Genomic DNA, 17048 nt, shown 5'->3' with positions numbered 1-17048 from the left:
CCGGACATGATTTCGAAGATCCTCGATTTCTCGGTCCACCAGCGCTGGCTGGTGCTGCTCTTGTCGCTGCTCGCGGCCGCCTTCGGCGGCTACGCGGTGACGAAGCTGCCCATCGACGCCGTCCCGGACATCACCAACAACCAGGTGCAGATCAACACGACCGCGCCATCCCTGTCGCCCGTCGACATTGAGAAGCAGGTCACCTACCCGGTCGAGACCGCGCTCGCCGGCATCAAGGGGCTGGAATACACCCGCTCGCTCTCGCGCAACGGATTCTCGCAGGTCACCGCCGTCTTCGCGGAGAAGCTCGACATCTACTTCGCCCGCCAGCAGGTGGCCGAGCGCCTCGCCCAGGTGAAGCGGGACCTGCCGCCGGGCGCTGAGCCCGCCATGGGGCCGATCTCGACCGGGCTCGGCGAGATCTACATGTGGTCAATCCACTACGCGAAGCTGGGCGAGCGAAAGGTCTCGGCTGAGGGCAAGCCCGGCTGGCAACCCGACGGCAGCTACCTGACGCCCGAGGGCCAGAGCCTGAGGACCGAGCTGGAGCAGACCGCCTACCTACGGACCGTGCAGGACTGGATCATCCGACCGCAGGTCAGGACCGTGCCCGGCGTGGCCGGGGTCGACGGCATCGGCGGGTTCGAGAAGCAGTACCACGTCCAACCGGACCCGAATAAGCTCGCCTCCCTGGACCTGTCCTTCGCCGACGTCGCCCGCGCGCTGGAGACCAACAACGCCAACCAGGGCGCCCGCTACCTGGAGGACAACGGCGAGGGCTACGTCGTCCGCGCCGCCGGGCGCCTGGAGGACATGGATGATATCGGCAACGTCGTCGTCGCCACCCGCGGCGGTGTGCCGGTGCGGATCAAGGACATCGCCGAGGTCCGCATCGGGCGCGACCTGCGCACCGGCTCCGGCAGCGAGGACGGCCGGGAGGTCGTCGTCGGCACCGCGCTGATGCTGATCGGAGAGAACAGCCGCACGGTGGCGGCCGCCGTCGACGCGCGCATGGACCAGATCCGGAAGTCGCTGCCGCCCGGGGTCGAGGTCCAGACCGTCCTCGACCGGACCCGCCTCGTCGAGGCGACCGTCAAGACGGTGGCCAAGAACCTGTCCGAAGGCGCGGCCCTCGTCATCGTCATCCTGTTCCTGCTGCTCGGCAACATCCGCGCGGCAATCATCACGGCGCTGGTCATCCCGGTCGCCATGCTGATGACCATGACCGGGATGGTCGAGGCGAGGATATCGGCGAACCTGATGAGCCTGGGCGCCCTCGATTTCGGGCTCATCGTCGACGGGGCGGTGATCATCACCGAGAACGCGCTGCGCCACCTCGCCGAGCGGCAGCACGAACTCGGGCGGACCCTCGACACCGAGGAGCGCCTCCGGACCGTCCGGGCATCGGCGGAGGAGATGATCAAGCCTTCGCTGTACGGGCAGGCGATCATCGTCCTGGTCTACGTGCCGCTCCTGACCTTCACCGGGGTCGAAGGCAAGATGTTCGAGCCGATGGCGCTGACCGTCATCATCGCGCTGGTCTCGGCCTTCGTGCTGTCGCTCACCTTCGTGCCGGCGCTCATCGCCATCGTCATCACCGGCAAGGTGACGGAGAAGGACAACCTCATCATCCGGGCGCTCAAGGCGGCCTACCGGCCGGTGCTCGGCGCCGCGGTGCGGGGTCCGTTCGCCTTCATCGGGGCGGCCCTGCTGCTGCTCGTCGGGGCGGGGCTCCTGTTCACCCGGCTCGGGACGGAGTTCATCCCGCAACTCGATGAGAAGAGCATCGCGCTCAACGCCACCCGCATTCCCTCGACCTCGCTGAGCCAGTCGCAGGCGATGCAGTTGAACGTCGAGAAAGCGGTCTCGAAGTTCCCCCAGGTGGCGTACGTCTTCTCGAAGACCGGCACGGCCGAGGTCGCCTCCGACCCGATGCCGCCGAACTCCTCCGACACCTTCGTGATGCTCAAGCCGCAGGAGGAGTGGCCCGACCCGAGCCTGTCGAAGGCCGACCTGCAGGAAGAGATCGAGAAGGCGGTGGGGGCGCTCGCGGGCAACGTCTACGAGTTCTCGCAGCCGATCCAGCTCCGCTTCAACGAGCTCCTGGCCGGCACCCGCGGCGACCTCGCCGTGAAGGTGTTCGGCGAGGAGTTCGAGCCGATGCTGAAGGCGGCCAACGCGGTCGCGGCGGCTCTGAAAGGCATCGACGGCGCCGAGGACGTGAAGGTCGAGCAGACGGCGGGACTCCCTTTCCTGGAGATCAAGATCAACAAGTCGGAGGCCGCCCGTTACGGCCTCAGCACCGGGGCCATCCAGGAGGTCATCGGCGCGGCCATCGGCGGCAAGGACGCGGGTGTCGTCTTCGAGGGCGACCGGCGTTTCCCCATCGTGGTTCGCCTCACCGACAAGGTGCGCGAGGACCGGGAGGCCCTGGAAAATATCCCGGTGCCCCTGCCGCCGGGGCCGAACGGCCGGGCGAGCTCGGTCCTGCTCAAGCAGGTTGCGAGCTTCTCGGTGACCGAGGGGCCGAACCAGATCTCGCGGGAGAACGGCAAGCGCCGGGTCGTCGTCACCGCCAACGTCCGTGGCCGCGATATCGGCTCGCTCGTCGCGGAGGCGCAAGAGAAGGTCGGGAGCCAGGTGCAGTTGCCGCCGGGGTACTACGTGACCTGGGGCGGCCAATTCGAAAACCTCGCCTCGGCCAAGCAGCGGCTCATGGTGGTGGTGCCGGTCTGCTTCTTCCTGATCTTCCTGCTGCTCTACTCGGCCTTGGGCTCGCCGCGGGACGCGCTCCTGGTGTTCAGCGCGGTGCCGCTGGCGCTCACCGGCGGCATCGTGGCCCTATGGTTGCGCGGTATGCCGGTGTCGGTGCCGGCGGCGGTCGGCTTCATCGCGCTGTCGGGCGTGGCGGTCCTCAATGGGCTGGTGATGCTGACCTTCATCAAGCAACTCGTGGCAGAGGGCCGCCCGAAGCGGGAGGCGATCCTGGAGGGGGCCATGACCCGGCTGCGGCCCGTGGCGATGACGGCCCTGGTCGCCTCGCTCGGCTTCGTGCCGATGGCCATCGCCACCGAGACCGGCGCCGAGATCCAGCGCCCGCTCGCCACCGTGGTCATCGGCGGCCTGATCAGCGCGACCCTGCTGACGCTGGTCGTGCTACCCGCCCTGTACGCGCGTTTCGGCAAGGTGGCGCCTGCGAAGGCGACCGTACGGCGGCCGGAAGCCGCCCCCCCGCATCTCAATGCCGCGGAGTAGGCGATGAGGCGCGCTTACCTCCTGGCGGCTGGGTTGGTCGCCCTCGCCTTGTCATACGGGATTGCCGCGGCGGGGCCAGGCGAGGCGCCGTTCGGCTTGGCTTGGGGACCGGTCGACGAGGTGCCACGCCCGCTCAGGGTCGACCGCGAGGCGAACCTCACGGCGCTCTACTATCCGCGTGGCCAAGGGCCGGCCACCGGTCCGGCGACGGCCGAGGTCGTCCTCGTGGTCTGCCGGGACGAGGGTCTTCAGCAGGTGGTCTGGGTCGGGGTCCCTCTCGACGGCGCGGCGCTCAAGGCGGCGCGGCGGACGATCCACGACGAGGGCGTGCGCCGCTACGGTGAGCCGGGCCCGGGACCCCTTCCGGATTCCGAACTTTGGCCAGACGGCCGCGCGCTCCTCGCGAGCCGCGAGGTCACTGACGGACGACGCGAACTCGTCATGACCGCCGTCGGTCCCGGCTACGCGGCCTGCTCGCGAACGCACCGCGCGGCCACAGGCCACCCGGCCGGCGCCCACGTGGCCGACCTTCTCGGCGATGCCGACCGCTGACGCCCGGACACGAGATCCCGCAACGACGCGGGACCGCATCGTGGGACAGGGACATTCGTACGCCGACGGCCGTCGACACGCCCGTTTCGAAGCCTCTCCGGGGGTTCGGTGCGCCTCCGACCCCAACGCCTCGACGCTGGCTTCCACGGGAAGCGGGCACGCTGTCGACGACGGCGCCGCAAGCCGGGGCGCGACGCGGGACGGCTGCGCGCCGATGAGGGGCCGTCACGGCATCGGGCACACCACCGTCCGGTACGAGGGCGAGACGCCCACGTCCGAGCCTGCACTTTTCCCGCTGTAGAGGCGTCGATGGTCGGCAAGAAGCTCGCCCGGGAGCAACTCGACTGGACACCGCGCAAGCGTCGTCGGCGGCGTGTCCGTCCGCAGATACGCAAGGCCGCCGCACGCTCTCTCGACAAGTCGATGGCGCTGGTCCTGGTCATGTTGGCCTTGCTGATCGCGGCCGCGCGTTACCTGTGAGACTCGTCGGCCCTTAAGCATGGGTCTTCAGGCGCATTCGCCCCGGGGGACGGCTGCGAGAGCTTGGCCGTTCCGTGGTTGTCGACCGGTCTCAGGTCGACATCGAGCCGCCGGCCCTGATCGGCGCGCCCAAACCTTGAGAAAAACTCCCATGAAGAAGACCCTGGCGGTCGCCGCCGTTTTGGCCGTCTTCGGCGCTGGCGGCGCCGCGACCTCCGCTTCGGCCGCGCCCGGCCTGCCCGGCGCGATGAGCGCCCCGCCGGGCATGGTCTCCGTCAGCATGGGCCAGATGCACGGCAACCATCACCACCAGATGATGCGCCATCACCGTGACGGTCATATGATTTGGCACATGCACCGCCACCATCGCATGTAAGCCGGCGCGGCGCGGTCGAGACCATCGACCGGCCCGTTAACGTTGGATGTCCTTCGCGCTTGCCGGCCCGCAACCCGCGTGTTGGGATCGACGGGCTCTTTCACATCGTCGGTAGCCTCACCGCAAACGACCTCCCCTTGCGGGAGGGCAAACCCGAGTGGCTGTTTCGTGCTGTCGAGCCCGAGAACCTCCTCCCGCGCACGGGAGGGTAAAACTCCAAGTCTGACCGTTCAAGCATCCAGGTTTCTTCCTCCCGCCTGCGGGAGGGCATATTCAAGGCACGGCCCCGCCATGACGGGGCAGGAGTCCCCGATGTAAATTCGGGTTCACTTAGGAACGGGAGGGACGCCGCGTTCGTCCTTGTTGGGGCCTCCCGACCGCCCGAAGGCGTGCCGGGCCTCCCCCAATGCAGTGTTCCCAAGGCTTTCGATGACCCGTCCGATACACACCCTCGCAATCACGCTCCTGCTGGCCTCGACGGCGCTCTCTCCGGCCCTGGCCCGCGAGGCTGCCCCGGGCGTCTCAAGCCCCGTGAAGGCGGCCGCCCCGTCCGCCACCCAGATCCTGGCGCGCATGCAGGTCGCCCAGGAAACCAACGCTACGCCTCCCGCGGCTTCCCAGCCCTCAGGTACCAAGACCGAAGGCGTGCGCCAGTCCTCGCAGACCCAGGTGACGAGCCGGCAGCCCCTTGGGGCCTTTCCGACCAACGAGGTCAGCCGCCAGCCGGTGATTGACCTCGGCGCCGGCGAGGACGGGATGAGGAAGAACGTCGCCGCCCTGCAGCAGACCCTGACCGAGTTGCAGCAACTCCAACTCCAGACCAAGCAGGCCCACTGGAACGCGTCGGGCACCCTGTACTACCCGCTGCACCTCCTGCTGCAGGAGCACTACGAGGGACTGTCGAAGTACGCCGACACCATCGCCGAGCGCCTCCTCGCCGTCGGCGTCTCGGCCGACGGGCGCGCCAACACCATCGTGAAGACCTCGGGCGTTCCAGAGATCCCCGGCGGCTTCCTCGACGATGCCCAGATCCTCGTCTGGTTCACCAACGCCTACAAGCGCGTCGGCGAGGAGGTGCACGCCGCCATCAAGGCGACCGAGGACGTCGACCCGACCACCTCGAACCTGCTGCAGGAGGTCGAGCACGGCATCGCCAAGTACCAGTGGCAGATGCGCGCCCAGCTCCAGCGGACGCATACCGACCCGAACACCGGGTGGGACCTCAACGACAACAAGCCGGTCGACCTGCAGGGCCAGCAGGCTCCCGCCCAGGCACCCGCCAAGCCGTAACGCGGACCGCCCCCGTGCCGCGAGGCGCGGGGCCTCCCTTGACCTGCACCTAGTTTACATTAATTCTAAACAAGCGATGCATTCGCGGGATCGAGCGGCGTCCCGGCCGCCCCTCACGCCCGGACAGCGGGCCATGCTGATCCGGCTCGACCGGGAGGGGCCGCTCGTCTCGCCCCAGCCGTGGGAGATGCGCACGGTCCGGTCCCTGCGGGAGCGCGGGCTGATCCGCCCGCGGTTGTCGAGCCGTGATCCCGAGGGGCTCTGGTTCATCAGCGCAAAGGGCAGGCGAGCGGTGGCCCCGGTGCGTCAAGCCATCGGCGACCGTCATCCCCAGGCAGCACCACCGGCATAGGCAGGACCTCGACCATGACGGGACCCGACGATACGACGCGGCCGGCGACGCGATACGACGGCGGCACCATCGCGCTGCATTGGTTGACTGCCGCACTCGTGCTCGTCCTGTGGCTGGTGGGGACCTTCCTCGAAGACCTCGTCCCCAAGGGCGCGCTGCGCTCCGGCCTCTGGTCGGCCCACTTCGACTTCGGCTTCGTCCTCACCGGGCTCGTCGTTGCCTTCCTCCTCTGGCGACGGGCCGGGGGCCGAGACCTGCCGGTGGAGGAGCCCGGGCCCCTCCATCGCCTGGCGAAGGCGACCCACGCCGCGCTCTACGTCCTGCTGCTGGTCGTCGTCGGCCTCGGCATCGCCAACGCCTTCGTCCGCGGCGTCTCGCTCGGCCCGATCAGCCTGCCGCAGGTCGGGGACCCGGAATGGCGCCGGTCGCTGACGCACTGGCACGGGTTCGCCGCCAACATCCTGATGGCGGTCGCCTTGTTCCACGCCGCGGCCGCGCTCGTGCACCACTACCTCTGGCACGACGCCGTCCTGCAGCGCATGCTGCCTCGGAGAACCTGACCACCATGCGACCCGTCCACCAGGAGAGGCACCTCATCGACCGCATCGGCTGGCTGCGAGCCGCCGTCCTCGGCGCCAACGACGGCCTCGTCTCCACCGCGAGCCTGATCGTGGGCGTGGCGGCCTCGGCCGCCAACACCGGCGAGATCCTCGTCGCGGGCAGCGCGGGCCTCGTGGCGGGCGCGATGTCGATGGCGGCCGGCGAGTACGTCTCGGTCAGTTCCCAGGCCGACACCGAGCAGGCCGACCTCGCCCGCGAGCGGCGCGAACTCGCCGACGACCCGGCCGCCGAACGGGAGGAGCTGGCGCGGATCTACGTCGACAGGGGCCTCGACCACGCGCTCGCCCTGCGGGTGGCCGACCAGCTCATGGCCAAGGACGCGCTGGGCGCCCATGCCCGGGACGAGCTCGGCATCTCGGAGGTCACGACGGCCCGCCCGGTCCAGGCGGCCCTGACCTCTGCGGCGACCTTCTCGGCCGGCGCGGCGTTGCCCCTGGCGACGGCGGCGCTCTCGCCCGGCAACGTCGCGGTCTATACGGTGTCGGGGGCTTCGCTGGTGTTCCTGGCGGTGCTCGGCGCGCTCGGCGCCACGGCGGGCGGCGCCCCCATCGCGCGGGCCACGGCGCGCGTGACGTTCTGGGGCGTGCTGGCCATGGCCGTCACGGCCGGCATCGGGAGCTTGGTCGGCAAGGCTGTCTGACTGCCGCTGCGGCAACAGTGCCGGCAAGGCAAGTGCTCAGATGTCGATCCGCGCGCCGATCTCGACGGCCCGTTCGGCCGGGATGCGGAAGTAGCGGGACGCGTCCGTCGCAGCCAGCGCCATCGCGATGTACAGCCGGTCCTGCCAGACCGGCATGCCCGTCACCGGCGAGGCCACCAGCACCCTCCGCGTCAGGAAGTAGGACAGGCCGCCGGCGTCGAGCCCGGCGCCGGCGAGGGCCTGGGGCAGGTCAGGCAATTCCGTGAAGCCGTAACGCACCGTCACGCCGACGAAGGCGTCGGACAGTCGCTCGACGGTGACGCGTCCGGCCTCGAACACCCTGGGCACCTCTTCGGTCACCACGGTCAGGATGAGGTTGCGTTCGTGCAGCACGTGGTTGTGCTTCACGTTGTGCATCAGCGCCCCGGGCGCGTCCTGCGGCGACCCGGTGAGGAACACGGCCGTTCCCGGAGCGCGCAGGACCGAGCCGGTCTCGGCCATGCGCGTGAAGTCGGCCAGCGGAACGCGGTGCTCGTGGATGTGCGCGGCGATCAGCGCCGAACCCCTCCTCCAGGTCCACATCGCCGTGACGAGCGCGGCGCCTGTGGTCAGGGGCACCCAGCCGCCGTGGAGGATCTTGAGGGCGTTGGCGGACAGGAACACCAGCTCGACGAGCAGGAAGGGCGCGAGGACGAGGGCCGCGACTGCCGGCGGCCAGCGCCAGAACCGCCACGCCACGACGAAGACGAGGCACGCCGTGATCACCATGTCACCGGTGACGGCGATGCCGTACGCGGCGGCCAGCGCGCTGGACGACTTGAACAGCACCGCCAGGAACACGACCGCGATCAGCAGCCACCAGTTGACCCGTGGGATGTAGATCTGGCCTTTCTCGGTCTCTGACGTGCGCAGGACGCGCATCCGCGGCAGGAGGCCGAGTTGCATGGCCTGCTGCGTGATCGAGAACGTGCCGGTGATGACCGCCTGGCTGGCGATGACCGTCGCCACGGTCGCGAGCAGCACCATCGGCAGGAGGGCCCAGGACGGGTAGAGCAGGAAGAAGGGGTTCTCGATCCGCTCAGGATGGGCGAGCAGCATCGCGCCCTGCCCGAGGTAGTTCAGCGCCAGGGCCGGCAGGACGAGGCCGAACCACGCCGCCCGGATCGGCTGGCGGCCGAAGTGGCCCATGTCCGCGTACAGCGCCTCCGCCCCGGTCACGGACAGGAACACGGCGCCGAGCGCAAGAAGGCCGGCGGTGCCGTGGCTCAGGAGGAAGGCGATGCCGTGCGTCGGGTTGAAGGCGGCCACGATGCTCGGGTCGTCGAGCAGGTGGCTGAGGCCGCCGAGCGCCATGACGGTGAACCAGAACGCGGTCAGGGGACCGAAGAACAACGCCACCCGCGCCGTGCCGTGGCTCTGGACCGCGAACAGCCCGACCAGGATGGCGAGGCTCAAGGGCAGGACGTAGGGGTCGAGGGCGGGCGTCACGAGCTTCAGCCCCTCGATGGCGGACAGCACGGAGATGGCCGGCGTGATGATGGCGTCGCCGTAGAACAGGCTGATGCCGATCATGCCGAGGACGATTACGAAGCCGCCGGACCGGCCGAGTGCCCTCTGGGCGAGCGCCACAAGGGATGGCGTCCCGCCCTCGCCGTCGTTGTCGGCGCGCATGACGATGAGCACGTACTTCAGCGTCACGATGAGGATGAGTGCCCAGAGGATCAGGGAGACCACGCCGAACACCATCTCGCGCGTGGGTGCATGTCCGCCGCCCGCGGCGGCATGCAGCGACTCTTTCAGCGCGTAGAGCGGGCTGGTGCCGATGTCGCCGTAGACCACGCCCACGGAACCGAGTGCCAGCGCCCAGAAGCCGGTCTGGGACCCGTGTCCCGTCTCGGGGGGAGCCGGTCTGCCGTGCGCGGTGGGTTCGGTCGTGGCGCCAGCGGACATCGATGGTCTCCCCAACCCGGGCCTGGGCAGGCCCGGCACTCAACGGCCCGGCGCCGGGAACGTTCGCGGATGGTGTTGGAGAATTGCCGGTCTCTCCCACGTGGATTGGAACTTCGGGCTGTTCGCGGTCCTTGAAAGTTAACATCAAACCGGGAGGAGATCCCATGAAGACGCTCGTCATGGCGGCCATCGCGAGCTTCGCGCTCGCGGTGCCGGCGTTCGCCGCCCCGTGCAACACCGGTGCGACGAAGGCCAAGGACCCGACGCCCGGGCACGTGAACCCGAAGAGCTCTGACGTCGACAAGTCGAGCCAGAACCTGGCCGGCGGCCAGCAGCCCGCCTCACCGGGCACCGTCGGTGCCATGAACGCCGCCGGTGCCAGTCAGAAGCTCGGGGAGAAGCCTGGCTCGGAAGCCAACATCAACCAGGGCGCCGGCGTGGGCACGTCCAGCAAGAATCTCGCTGGCGGCCAACAGCCGGCCTCGCCTGGCACGGTCGGAGCCATGAACAACGCCGGGGCCAACCAGAAGCTCGGAGATCAAGCCGCCAAGGACGACGGTTGCTGAGGCATCCCCGAGCCGTTCGTCGAGGGCCCGCCCGGAACCGCCGCGGCGGGCCCTTTCGTGTCCGGCGACCACCGCCGATGGCTGCCTTACTGGAAATGTTGCGGGCATGGCCCCGAAGTGGCTCGCACCTTCCCGGATCAAACCTGCCGTTCCGCATTCGACCCGCTCCCGACGACCGAGAGGCGACCCGTGCTCAAGGCCACATTCGATACGCCGATGCGCTGCGCCCTCCTGGCGGCGTCGGTCCTGCTGTTGTTCTCGGCGGGCGGCCAGGCCGATGCGAAGACCCTGCGCGCCAAGCTCAAGCCTTACTGCACGTCGGACTACCTCCGGCTCTGCGAGCCCTCCGACACCAGCCGGGCGAGCATCGTCTCCTGTTTCAAGCGCAACGTCTCGTCCATCTCAACGCGCTGCAGGAAGGCCATCGAAAGGAACACGGCGTTCGATCCGGACAGGATCGAGCGGCGGCGTAACTGATCGAGGGGGCGGTCGCCGCTCGTATCCATGATCGCGTCGCGGACCGCCGGCCGTCCGGCGCCCGGCCTCCGGAGCCCATTCATGTCCAAATACCGGATCTACGAGCCCGGCGAGCGCCAGGCGGCACTGGAGCGTCGGCGGCTGCGCAAGATGGCGCGCACCGCCCACGGCTATGTCCGCGGAAATACGCGACAGTTCTACGAGTGGCTCGGGGAGATGCCCAAGCTCCACCTACCCGAGACGCCGCCGATCTGGATCTGCGGTGACTGCCATATCGAGAACCTCGGCGCGCTCGCCGGATCGAACGGGCATGTCGCGGTCCAGATCCGGGACTTCGATCAGTCTGTGGTCGGGCATCCGGGTCACGACATCATCCGGCTATGCCTGTCGCTGGCCTCGGCCGCGCGCTCCTCCGACCTCTGCGGAACCGTGACCGCGCGCATGGTCGAGGAGGTCGTACGCAACTACGCCCTGGCGCTCGCCCGGGGACGCCGCGACGAGGTCCCGAAGGCACCGGACCTGGTCGAGGCGACGCAGCGCTGCGCGTTCGACCGCAGCTGGAAGCACCTTGCCAGGGACCGCCTGAAACACAGGACACCCTCGATTGATCCCGGCAAAAAATTCTGGCCGCTGGCGCCTGAGGAGCGAGCGGCAATCGTCGCGCTGTTCGCCCAGCCCGCAATGCGCGACCTCGTGCTCAAGCTTCACCATCGCGGCGCCGAGGCGCGGATCGAGGTTGTCGACGCAGCCTACTGGGTGAAGGGCTGCAGCTCGCTCGAACTGCTGCGCTATGCCGTCATAATCGGGATCTGGGACGGCGGCGCAGCACCGCGCTACGCGCTGTTCGACATCAAGGAGGCCGAGGCTCCGATAGCTCCGGCGGCACGGCCCGAAGCGATGCCCAATGACCCGGCCGAGCGGGTCGTCGCGGGTGCGCGGGCACTCTCGCCGATCCTGGGGGAGCGCATGGGTACCGGGAGGATCATGGATAAGCCGGTCTTCGTGCGCGAGTTGCTGCCGCAGGACCTGAAGATCGAGGTCGATCAGTTCGCCTCCAAGTCCGCGCTCGCCGTGGCAGGCTATCTCGCCTACGTGGTCGGAGACAGCCACGGCCGGTTGATGAGCGTGGAAGCGCGTGACGACTGGCGGCGGGCGGTGCGCCAGCGCGGTGCCGCCGAGATCGACGCACCGGATTGGCTCTGGCACGCCGTCGTCGCGATGTCAGGACGTCACGAGGCGGCCTACCTCGAACATTGCTGCGCACATGACCTGATCTACCGGCATTGAGCCTGCTGCGCGACGGGGCAGACTTGCGCGCCGCACGAGCAAAAAGAGGGAGGCGGGATCCCGCCCCGGCAAAGGCGCGGCATGCGCTCATGCCAGCAAGGCGAAGGCGTTCGTCGGGCTGATCAAGCCGGCTGAGGAGCCCAGCCCCAGAGTGACAGTCCGGTCCACGCGTCGAGCTTGGTCTGAGCACGTTCGCCCTTGACCAGCATGATCGGCATGGCTTCGCCGAGGATGCCAACCACGCAGACGCGCGGCAAGCCAGCCCAGGGATCGACGAACATCGCTCACCCCTTCCGACCAGAAGCGTCCGGGGACCGGTCGCTCGCCGGGCCGCTTCCGTAGAGGCTGGTCTCCCCGCCGATAGCCGCGTCGAGTTCCGCGCCGCACAGCACGATCACGAAGGAGAGCCACAGCCAGAGCAGGAAAGCCACGACCGTGCTGAGCGATCCGTAGGTCACGGCGAGGCTGGCGAACCGGCCCGTGAACCACGAGAACAAGCCACAGGTCAGCAGCAGCAGGAGCGCGGCGACGGTGCCGCCGACGGTCACGAACGGCCAGCCCTCCCGCCCGTTCAAGGGGGCGAGCCGGTACAGCGTAGCCAGAGCCAGCGCGAGCACCATGAACAGGACCGGCCAGCGCAAGGGCGATAGGGTGGCGTAGACGCCTTCCCGCGGCAGCACGTGCGGCACGAGGACGGCCAACATCATCGCGCAGACCAGCACGACCAGGGTCCCCAGCGTGCAGAGCAGGGTGACGACGGTGAAGCGTATCCAGCTGCGGCGCTCCTGCACGTCGAAGATCAGGTTGAGAGCCTTGAACAGCGCACGCATCCCGCTGTTCGCGCTCCACAAGGTAAAGCCAAGGCCGAGCAGCGGAGCGGCCGGGCCGAGCAGGTCGCCGCCGCGATCCGACGGGTTTTTCGCCATCGAGGCGCTCACGGCCTGTCGCACGATCTCTCGTGTGCTATCCGGCACCGCCTGCATGGCCCCCTGAAGGAAGCCGCGGACCTCGTCGACACCGAGCAGGTGGCTGCCTAGCCAGACCACGAGCGCGACCGCGGGGAATACCGCCAGGGCAACACGGAAGGCGACGCCGGAGGCGACGAAGCTCACCTGGTCCGTCAATGCTTCGCGCGCCGCATGTCGGGCGATCCGGTCGATTGCGCCCCTCACGACTCGCTCGGCGGTAGGGCAGGCTCCGGGCAGAACATCGTCGGCATCTGAAAAGAAATCCCGTCGTAGGTTTGTTCGCGTGAGTCGTTCTCCCCATCAGAGGAGGGCCCGTCGCCGGGGATCTCGTCGAGCGAAACCGGATCGAATTTCACGGCGGCGCCTGGTCGGGGTGGGAGAACGCCGACGTCGCACGCATTTCTCCATCTGAGCCGGTAGCGGTGACGCCACCGTGCGCCGCGCGCAGGAATCGGCGGTATCGCTCTTCGAGGTCGGCAAGATCATCGGGATCGGGCACGTCGCGTCGAGCGGCGGCGATCACGAGACCGGCATGGCGGGTGACCTCGGCCACCCGATCCGTGAGACGTTCGACCTCGCTCACCCGCGCGAGCACGTCCAGCATCCGCGCGAGGACGTGCACCGAGCCGGCGGCATTCTGGCGGATCATATGAAACATGGCATCGCACAGGCCGGCGTAGTCGGTCACCGGATGGACGAGGACGATGCGCCCCTCTCTTTCGACCGCCCCGGTGGGCAGGTGACGGCGCGAGATCCGGCAGAGCGCGTCGCCCAAGTGGTCGATCACGCTGGCAGCCGTCATCGGGTCGTTGATCCCCGGCGAAAGTGCCCGTACCGAGATCTCGACGAGTTGCCGGATCGAGTATTCCAGGTCCTGCAGGGCTGCCGGCCGTGGCCCGAAGGTGAGCGCCCGGCGAACGGCGTCGCCGGTCCCCTCGGCGGCGGCGGAAAGGTAGGCGACCGGGAACCCGTTCGGGACGTAATGGCCGGGGCGAACCCGCAGGGCCATGACGACCCCATGCGCGTGCGCCCAATCCGCGAGCCCGTCCACGTCGAGCGCCTGCAGGTAGCCTCCCTCCGTCGCCGCAACCGGAGCTCCCCCGAGTGCCTCGGCCGGACGCTGCATGTCGGCGGCATCCAACGTGCGGGCGTCGACCGCGTCGCGCAGGTCGCCATGGACGGCGTCGACCACGGTCTCGACGTTGATGCCGGTGGCGATGTGGTGGACGAACCAGACCAGGGTGGCGATGGACAGGAGCGCCAGCGCGATGGCGCCGCTGATGGCGAGGTGCGGGACGAACGGGCTCTCCTGCACCGTGCGCACCGTGCGCAGGACCATCAGCGCGTAGGCGAACGTGCCGAGGAAGATGCCGAGGACGATTTGGTTGCGGGCGTCGCGGGTGAAGTTGCGCAGGAGTCGCGGGCCCATCTGACCGGACGCCAGGGTCAGGGCCGCGATGGTGATGGAGAAGGTCGTGCCGGCGACGCCGATGGTCGAGGATGCCACCGCGCCGAGCAGCGCCCGCGCACCCTCCGCGCCGCCCGTGTAGCCCCAGTTCTTCTGGGGCGAGGAGGCGTCGTGGCCGGCGATGTGCGCCGTCTCCAGCCAGACCGCCAGTTGCGCCAGGACGAGGCACCCGAGCACGACCAGGGCCGGACGCAGCCAGAACTGGTCGCCCAGCCACTCGATCCAGGCTTGGAGCCGCGCCTTCATGTCCGCTCCTCCTCGCGTCCGCCCCGATCATCGCGGAGCACCCGCCAACGGGCGCCGGGCGGGCTGCTGCCGGTTGGCCAGCCCTCGCGCTGGCGGGAGCGGTCGCCGTCGGTCTCCTCCGTCTGATCGTGAAACAGCACCTGGCTCGTCGGGTACGGCAGGTCGATGCCGGCCGCGGTGAGCGCATCCTTCACGTTGGAGATGGCGTGGTCGAGCGCGTCGACAGCATCCCGCCGCCGGGGCGGATCAATCCAGAGCCGCGCCGTCATGTCGACGCCTGCCGCCCCGAGGCCTGTGACCAGCGCCTCCGGGGGCGGCTCAGGCAGCACCCCCTCGGTCGCACGCAGGGCCTCGACGATGACGCGGCGCGCGTGCTTGATGTCGTCGCCGTTGCCGATGGTCAGCGGGAAGGCGAGCCGGCGTTTGTCGTGGGCGGTGATAACAGTGATCTTGTCGACGAACAGCGTGGCGTTCGGGATCAGCACGCGCTGGTTGTCATAGGTGCGCAGGACAGTGGCGCGCACCCAGACGTCCTCGACGGTGCCTTCGTAGGAGCCGGCGCGGATCTGGTCGCCGATGACGAAGGGGCGGGTCAGCAGGATCAGGATGCCGGCGAGCAAATTCTGCAGGACGTCCCGGAAGGCGAAGCCGATGGCGACACCGCCGATGCCCAGCAGGTTGAACAGGTCGGCGGCCGAGACGGAGGGGAAGGCGACCGAGGCCGCGACCAGGAACGCAACCAAGAGGGTCACGCCGCTCGCGATGCGCCCGAGCACGGCAGCCGAGCCCGGGGAGGCGTCGCGCATCTCCGCCGCCCGCCTGACAGCCGCACGTACGCCTTTGGCGATCAGCAACCCGATACCGAACAAGACCAGCGCGATGACGAGCCCGGGCAGGAGGGCGGACGCCGAGCGGCCGAGCACTTCGAGGCGCCCGAGCGCTTCCGAGAAGATCATTGGATACCCGGGGGAATGAGCATGCCGCCGGAGGCAACTATGCCATCCGGCGGCGCTTCAGTTTCGGCCCGCGAGAGCGTCGCGCCCCGCGGGCCACGCGTGGTCAGGTCAGTGGCGTGGGCCACCTGTCGTTCCGCCGTACTGCTGCCCGCGGGCGCCGCGCGACGGCATCCCGGCATTGCCGCGGCTGGCCGACCCCTGCCGCATCCGGTGGTGGCGCATCATGCGGTGGCGGCGCATTTCGCGCCGCGACATGCGTACCTGCACGAGGTCGATCCGGTGCGATGCCGATACGCCGGAGGCGTTCATGGGCAAGGCGGCCGACGGCAGGGTGGAGGCACAGAGGCCGAGGCCTGCCAACAGCGCAGAAGCGAGAATGGTGTGCTTCATGATCGTGTTTCCTCCGTATTGTGCGATTAGCTCTTCTTCTTAGAGTAGCTAAACTTCGGGGCGTTCTTCAGGGTGTCCTTGTCGGTGTCGGCGTGGACCGCCCATTTGCCGTCCTTGTCGCTGATGGCCAGCGTCGACGGGTCGAGCACGACGTAGCTCTCGCCCATCCCGAGGAAGCCGCCGACGCTGACCACGACGCCGGTGATCGTCTTGCCATTCTCGATCACGAGATCCTCGACCTCGCCGACGTTCTCGTTCTTGTTGTTGTAGACGGTCGTGCCGACGAGCTTCGACGACATCACGTCGGCGGGCTTCACGGTCACGAACTTCAGCTTGACCGTCGCGGTATCGGCCATCTTCATCCCCATGTCGGAAGATGCGGGCATCGCCGTGCCCGATGCCGGAGCCGCGGGCGTCGTTTGAGCGAGCGCCGGAACCGACAGACAGGCAAGGGCGAGCGCGGCGGTGATCGTCCGATAGGTCAAGGTAGTCTCCCGATTGTGGTGAGGTAGGTGCAGCGGGCTCGCCCACCGAGGGGTTCAGGCTCGCGCCCTTCAAGGCTGCACCGTTCGAGGAGACAACCCGCTCGTTCAGGAAACGTTCAGAAAAATCGGCTGTTTGCCGGCGACGACTCGACCAAAGGCCGCCTTGTCCGCGAACTGCTGAATGATTTCGAGTCGGATTGATTCAGGCAACTGAACTCTGTGACCACCGGCGTCCAGCCATGAACGAGATTGGTCTAACTTCGTCGCCAGTTGGATAGACAATAACTTCTATTCGTTGCTTTGAGAGCCGAGACCACTACCCTCCCGCAGTGCCGTCGCGAGCCTCGATGGTCGAGCCTCGATCATGCACGTGGGACTTCCATTGGCACCCACTACCCGGACTGTCGTCGGCATGCCTGCCGCGGGACCTGTCTTCGCCGGACCCTCCCCGAGGTCGTTGGAGCGCCGATGTGGGCCGGCACGACCACCATGGAGGGCGCGTCCAAGGCAAACAACTTCACGACCCCCGTCCCCGCCGTGAAGGCCGGCGTCGTCGACACGCTCAGCGGCAACGGTCCGCTCACCGTCTCCGCGACGACCAACAAGGCTTTCGAGAACCTGCCGGCCCGCATGGTCCACAAGCTGATGGAGCCTGACGTGAAAGGCGCCCCGTAGAAGGTGCTCACCTA

Annotated in this window: 19 protein-coding genes; 12 read left to right on the top strand and 7 right to left on the bottom strand. The window is 68.6% G+C overall.

Annotated features, from left to right (window positions below; translation table 11 throughout):
- Positions 1-6 precede the first annotated feature (6 nt).
- The 8 genes from MOTC310_RS31955 (at position 7) to MOTC310_RS31920 (ending at position 7566) form a co-directional block, all read left to right on the top strand.
- Positions 7-3255 carry an efflux RND transporter permease subunit gene (locus tag MOTC310_RS31955; protein WP_331304682.1) on the top strand — a complete coding sequence of 1083 codons (3249 nt, stop codon included), beginning with the start codon at positions 7-9 and terminating at the stop codon, positions 3253-3255.
- A 3-nt stretch (positions 3256-3258) separates the two neighbouring features.
- Positions 3259-3807: a threonyl-trna synthetase gene (locus tag MOTC310_RS31950; RefSeq protein WP_331304681.1), complete on the top strand. Its 549-nt coding sequence runs from the start codon at positions 3259-3261 to the stop codon at positions 3805-3807.
- Between the two features lie 309 nt (positions 3808-4116).
- Positions 4117-4287, top strand: coding sequence for a hypothetical protein (locus MOTC310_RS31945; protein WP_331304680.1), 171 nt, complete (start codon positions 4117-4119; stop codon positions 4285-4287).
- Between the two features lie 151 nt (positions 4288-4438).
- Positions 4439-4663 carry a hypothetical protein gene (locus tag MOTC310_RS31940; RefSeq protein ID WP_331304679.1) on the top strand — a complete coding sequence of 75 codons (225 nt, stop codon included), beginning with the start codon at positions 4439-4441 and terminating at the stop codon, positions 4661-4663.
- Positions 4664-5092: 429 nt separating this feature from the next.
- On the top strand, positions 5093-5953 hold the full coding sequence (locus MOTC310_RS31935; protein ID WP_331304678.1) for a Dps family protein: 861 nt from the start codon (positions 5093-5095) through the stop codon (positions 5951-5953).
- 133 nt (positions 5954-6086) lie between these two features.
- Complete coding sequence (locus MOTC310_RS31930; RefSeq protein ID WP_331304677.1) at positions 6087-6305, top strand: hypothetical protein; 219 nt, start codon at positions 6087-6089, stop codon at positions 6303-6305.
- 14 nt (positions 6306-6319) lie between these two features.
- Complete coding sequence (locus MOTC310_RS31925) at positions 6320-6865, top strand: cytochrome b (RefSeq protein WP_331304676.1); 546 nt, start codon at positions 6320-6322, stop codon at positions 6863-6865.
- Between the two features lie 5 nt (positions 6866-6870).
- Positions 6871-7566 (top strand): VIT1/CCC1 transporter family protein, encoded by a 696-nt coding sequence (locus tag MOTC310_RS31920; RefSeq protein ID WP_331304675.1) that lies wholly within the window; start codon positions 6871-6873, stop codon positions 7564-7566.
- 36 nt (positions 7567-7602) lie between these two features.
- Here MOTC310_RS31920 and MOTC310_RS31915 read toward each other — a convergent pair whose 3' ends face one another.
- Positions 7603-9516, bottom strand: a complete 1914-nt coding sequence (locus tag MOTC310_RS31915; RefSeq protein ID WP_331304674.1) for a potassium transporter Kup — start codon at positions 9514-9516, stop codon at positions 7603-7605.
- 164 nt (positions 9517-9680) lie between these two features.
- Here MOTC310_RS31915 and MOTC310_RS31910 point away from each other — a divergent pair, with 164 nt between their 5' ends.
- From MOTC310_RS31910 to MOTC310_RS31900, 3 genes are all read left to right on the top strand, one after another.
- Positions 9681-10082, top strand: coding sequence for an exopolysaccharide production protein YjbE (locus MOTC310_RS31910; RefSeq protein ID WP_331304673.1), 402 nt, complete (start codon positions 9681-9683; stop codon positions 10080-10082).
- A gap of 189 nt (positions 10083-10271) precedes the next feature.
- Positions 10272-10559: a hypothetical protein gene (locus tag MOTC310_RS31905; protein ID WP_331304672.1), complete on the top strand. Its 288-nt coding sequence runs from the start codon at positions 10272-10274 to the stop codon at positions 10557-10559.
- An 81-nt stretch (positions 10560-10640) separates the two neighbouring features.
- A complete protein-coding gene (locus MOTC310_RS31900) occupies positions 10641-11846 on the top strand; it encodes a DUF2252 family protein (protein WP_331304671.1) in 1206 nt (401 codons plus the stop codon).
- Positions 11847-11968: 122 nt separating this feature from the next.
- Here the strand turns inward: MOTC310_RS31900 and MOTC310_RS31895 are convergent, their stop codons facing one another.
- The 6 genes from MOTC310_RS31895 to MOTC310_RS31870 all read right to left on the bottom strand — a co-directional run bounded on the left by MOTC310_RS31895 (position 11969) and on the right by MOTC310_RS31870 (position 16230).
- Positions 11969-12127 (bottom strand): hypothetical protein, encoded by a 159-nt coding sequence (locus MOTC310_RS31895; protein WP_331304670.1) that lies wholly within the window; start codon positions 12125-12127, stop codon positions 11969-11971.
- Positions 12128-12130: 3 nt separating this feature from the next.
- Positions 12131-13018 carry a YihY/virulence factor BrkB family protein gene (locus tag MOTC310_RS31890; protein WP_331304669.1) on the bottom strand — a complete coding sequence of 296 codons (888 nt, stop codon included), beginning with the start codon at positions 13016-13018 and terminating at the stop codon, positions 12131-12133.
- Positions 13019-13166: 148 nt separating this feature from the next.
- Positions 13167-14528: a DUF2254 domain-containing protein gene (locus MOTC310_RS31885; RefSeq protein WP_331304668.1), complete on the bottom strand. Its 1362-nt coding sequence runs from the start codon at positions 14526-14528 to the stop codon at positions 13167-13169.
- Positions 14525-15484 (bottom strand): mechanosensitive ion channel family protein, encoded by a 960-nt coding sequence (locus MOTC310_RS31880; protein WP_331304667.1) that lies wholly within the window; start codon positions 15482-15484, stop codon positions 14525-14527. The genes MOTC310_RS31885 and MOTC310_RS31880 overlap by 4 nt, the downstream gene beginning before the upstream one ends.
- Positions 15485-15592: 108 nt before the next feature.
- Positions 15593-15874, bottom strand: coding sequence for a hypothetical protein (locus tag MOTC310_RS31875; protein WP_331304666.1), 282 nt, complete (start codon positions 15872-15874; stop codon positions 15593-15595).
- 26 nt (positions 15875-15900) lie between these two features.
- Positions 15901-16230, bottom strand: a complete 330-nt coding sequence (locus MOTC310_RS31870) for a PRC-barrel domain-containing protein (RefSeq protein WP_331304665.1) — start codon at positions 16228-16230, stop codon at positions 15901-15903.
- 597 nt (positions 16231-16827) lie between these two features.
- Here MOTC310_RS31870 and MOTC310_RS31865 point away from each other — a divergent pair.
- A complete protein-coding gene (locus MOTC310_RS31865; protein ID WP_331304664.1) occupies positions 16828-17034 on the top strand; it encodes a fasciclin domain-containing protein in 207 nt (68 codons plus the stop codon).
- Positions 17035-17048: the final 14 nt, after the last annotated feature.

Origin of the sequence: Methylobacterium oryzae, from assembly GCF_036441375.1 — a bacterium.
Classification (GTDB): domain Bacteria; phylum Pseudomonadota; class Alphaproteobacteria; order Rhizobiales; family Beijerinckiaceae; genus Methylobacterium; species Methylobacterium oryzae_A.
Note: the sequence above shows the minus strand (reverse complement) of the source record. Positions and strands in the feature narration are given on the sequence as shown.

What these genes read in the sequence shown, in the direction of transcription:
- MOTC310_RS31955 (WP_331304682.1), top strand. Translation starts at nt 7, where the DNA reads ATGATTTCGAAGATCCTCGATTTCTCGGTCCACCAGCGCTGGCTGGTG.
- MOTC310_RS31950 (WP_331304681.1), top strand. Translation starts at nt 3,259, where the DNA reads ATGAGGCGCGCTTACCTCCTGGCGGCTGGGTTGGTCGCCCTCGCCTTG.
- MOTC310_RS31945 (WP_331304680.1), top strand. Translation starts at nt 4,117, where the DNA reads ATGGTCGGCAAGAAGCTCGCCCGGGAGCAACTCGACTGGACACCGCGC.
- MOTC310_RS31940 (WP_331304679.1), top strand. Translation starts at nt 4,439, where the DNA reads ATGAAGAAGACCCTGGCGGTCGCCGCCGTTTTGGCCGTCTTCGGCGCT.
- MOTC310_RS31935 (WP_331304678.1), top strand. Translation starts at nt 5,093, where the DNA reads ATGACCCGTCCGATACACACCCTCGCAATCACGCTCCTGCTGGCCTCG.
- MOTC310_RS31930 (WP_331304677.1), top strand. Translation starts at nt 6,087, where the DNA reads ATGCTGATCCGGCTCGACCGGGAGGGGCCGCTCGTCTCGCCCCAGCCG.
- MOTC310_RS31925 (WP_331304676.1), top strand. Translation starts at nt 6,320, where the DNA reads ATGACGGGACCCGACGATACGACGCGGCCGGCGACGCGATACGACGGC.
- MOTC310_RS31920 (WP_331304675.1), top strand. Translation starts at nt 6,871, where the DNA reads ATGCGACCCGTCCACCAGGAGAGGCACCTCATCGACCGCATCGGCTGG.
- MOTC310_RS31915 (WP_331304674.1), bottom strand. Translation starts at nt 9,516, where the DNA reads ATGTCCGCTGGCGCCACGACCGAACCCACCGCGCACGGCAGACCGGCT.
- MOTC310_RS31910 (WP_331304673.1), top strand. Translation starts at nt 9,681, where the DNA reads ATGAAGACGCTCGTCATGGCGGCCATCGCGAGCTTCGCGCTCGCGGTG.
- MOTC310_RS31900 (WP_331304671.1), top strand. Translation starts at nt 10,641, where the DNA reads ATGTCCAAATACCGGATCTACGAGCCCGGCGAGCGCCAGGCGGCACTG.
- MOTC310_RS31895 (WP_331304670.1), bottom strand. Translation starts at nt 12,127, where the DNA reads ATGTTCGTCGATCCCTGGGCTGGCTTGCCGCGCGTCTGCGTGGTTGGC.
- MOTC310_RS31885 (WP_331304668.1), bottom strand. Translation starts at nt 14,528, where the DNA reads ATGAAGGCGCGGCTCCAAGCCTGGATCGAGTGGCTGGGCGACCAGTTC.
- MOTC310_RS31880 (WP_331304667.1), bottom strand. Translation starts at nt 15,484, where the DNA reads ATGATCTTCTCGGAAGCGCTCGGGCGCCTCGAAGTGCTCGGCCGCTCG.
- MOTC310_RS31875 (WP_331304666.1), bottom strand. Translation starts at nt 15,874, where the DNA reads ATGAAGCACACCATTCTCGCTTCTGCGCTGTTGGCAGGCCTCGGCCTC.
- MOTC310_RS31870 (WP_331304665.1), bottom strand. Translation starts at nt 16,230, where the DNA reads ATGGCCGATACCGCGACGGTCAAGCTGAAGTTCGTGACCGTGAAGCCC.
- MOTC310_RS31865 (WP_331304664.1), top strand. Translation starts at nt 16,828, where the DNA reads ATGTGGGCCGGCACGACCACCATGGAGGGCGCGTCCAAGGCAAACAAC.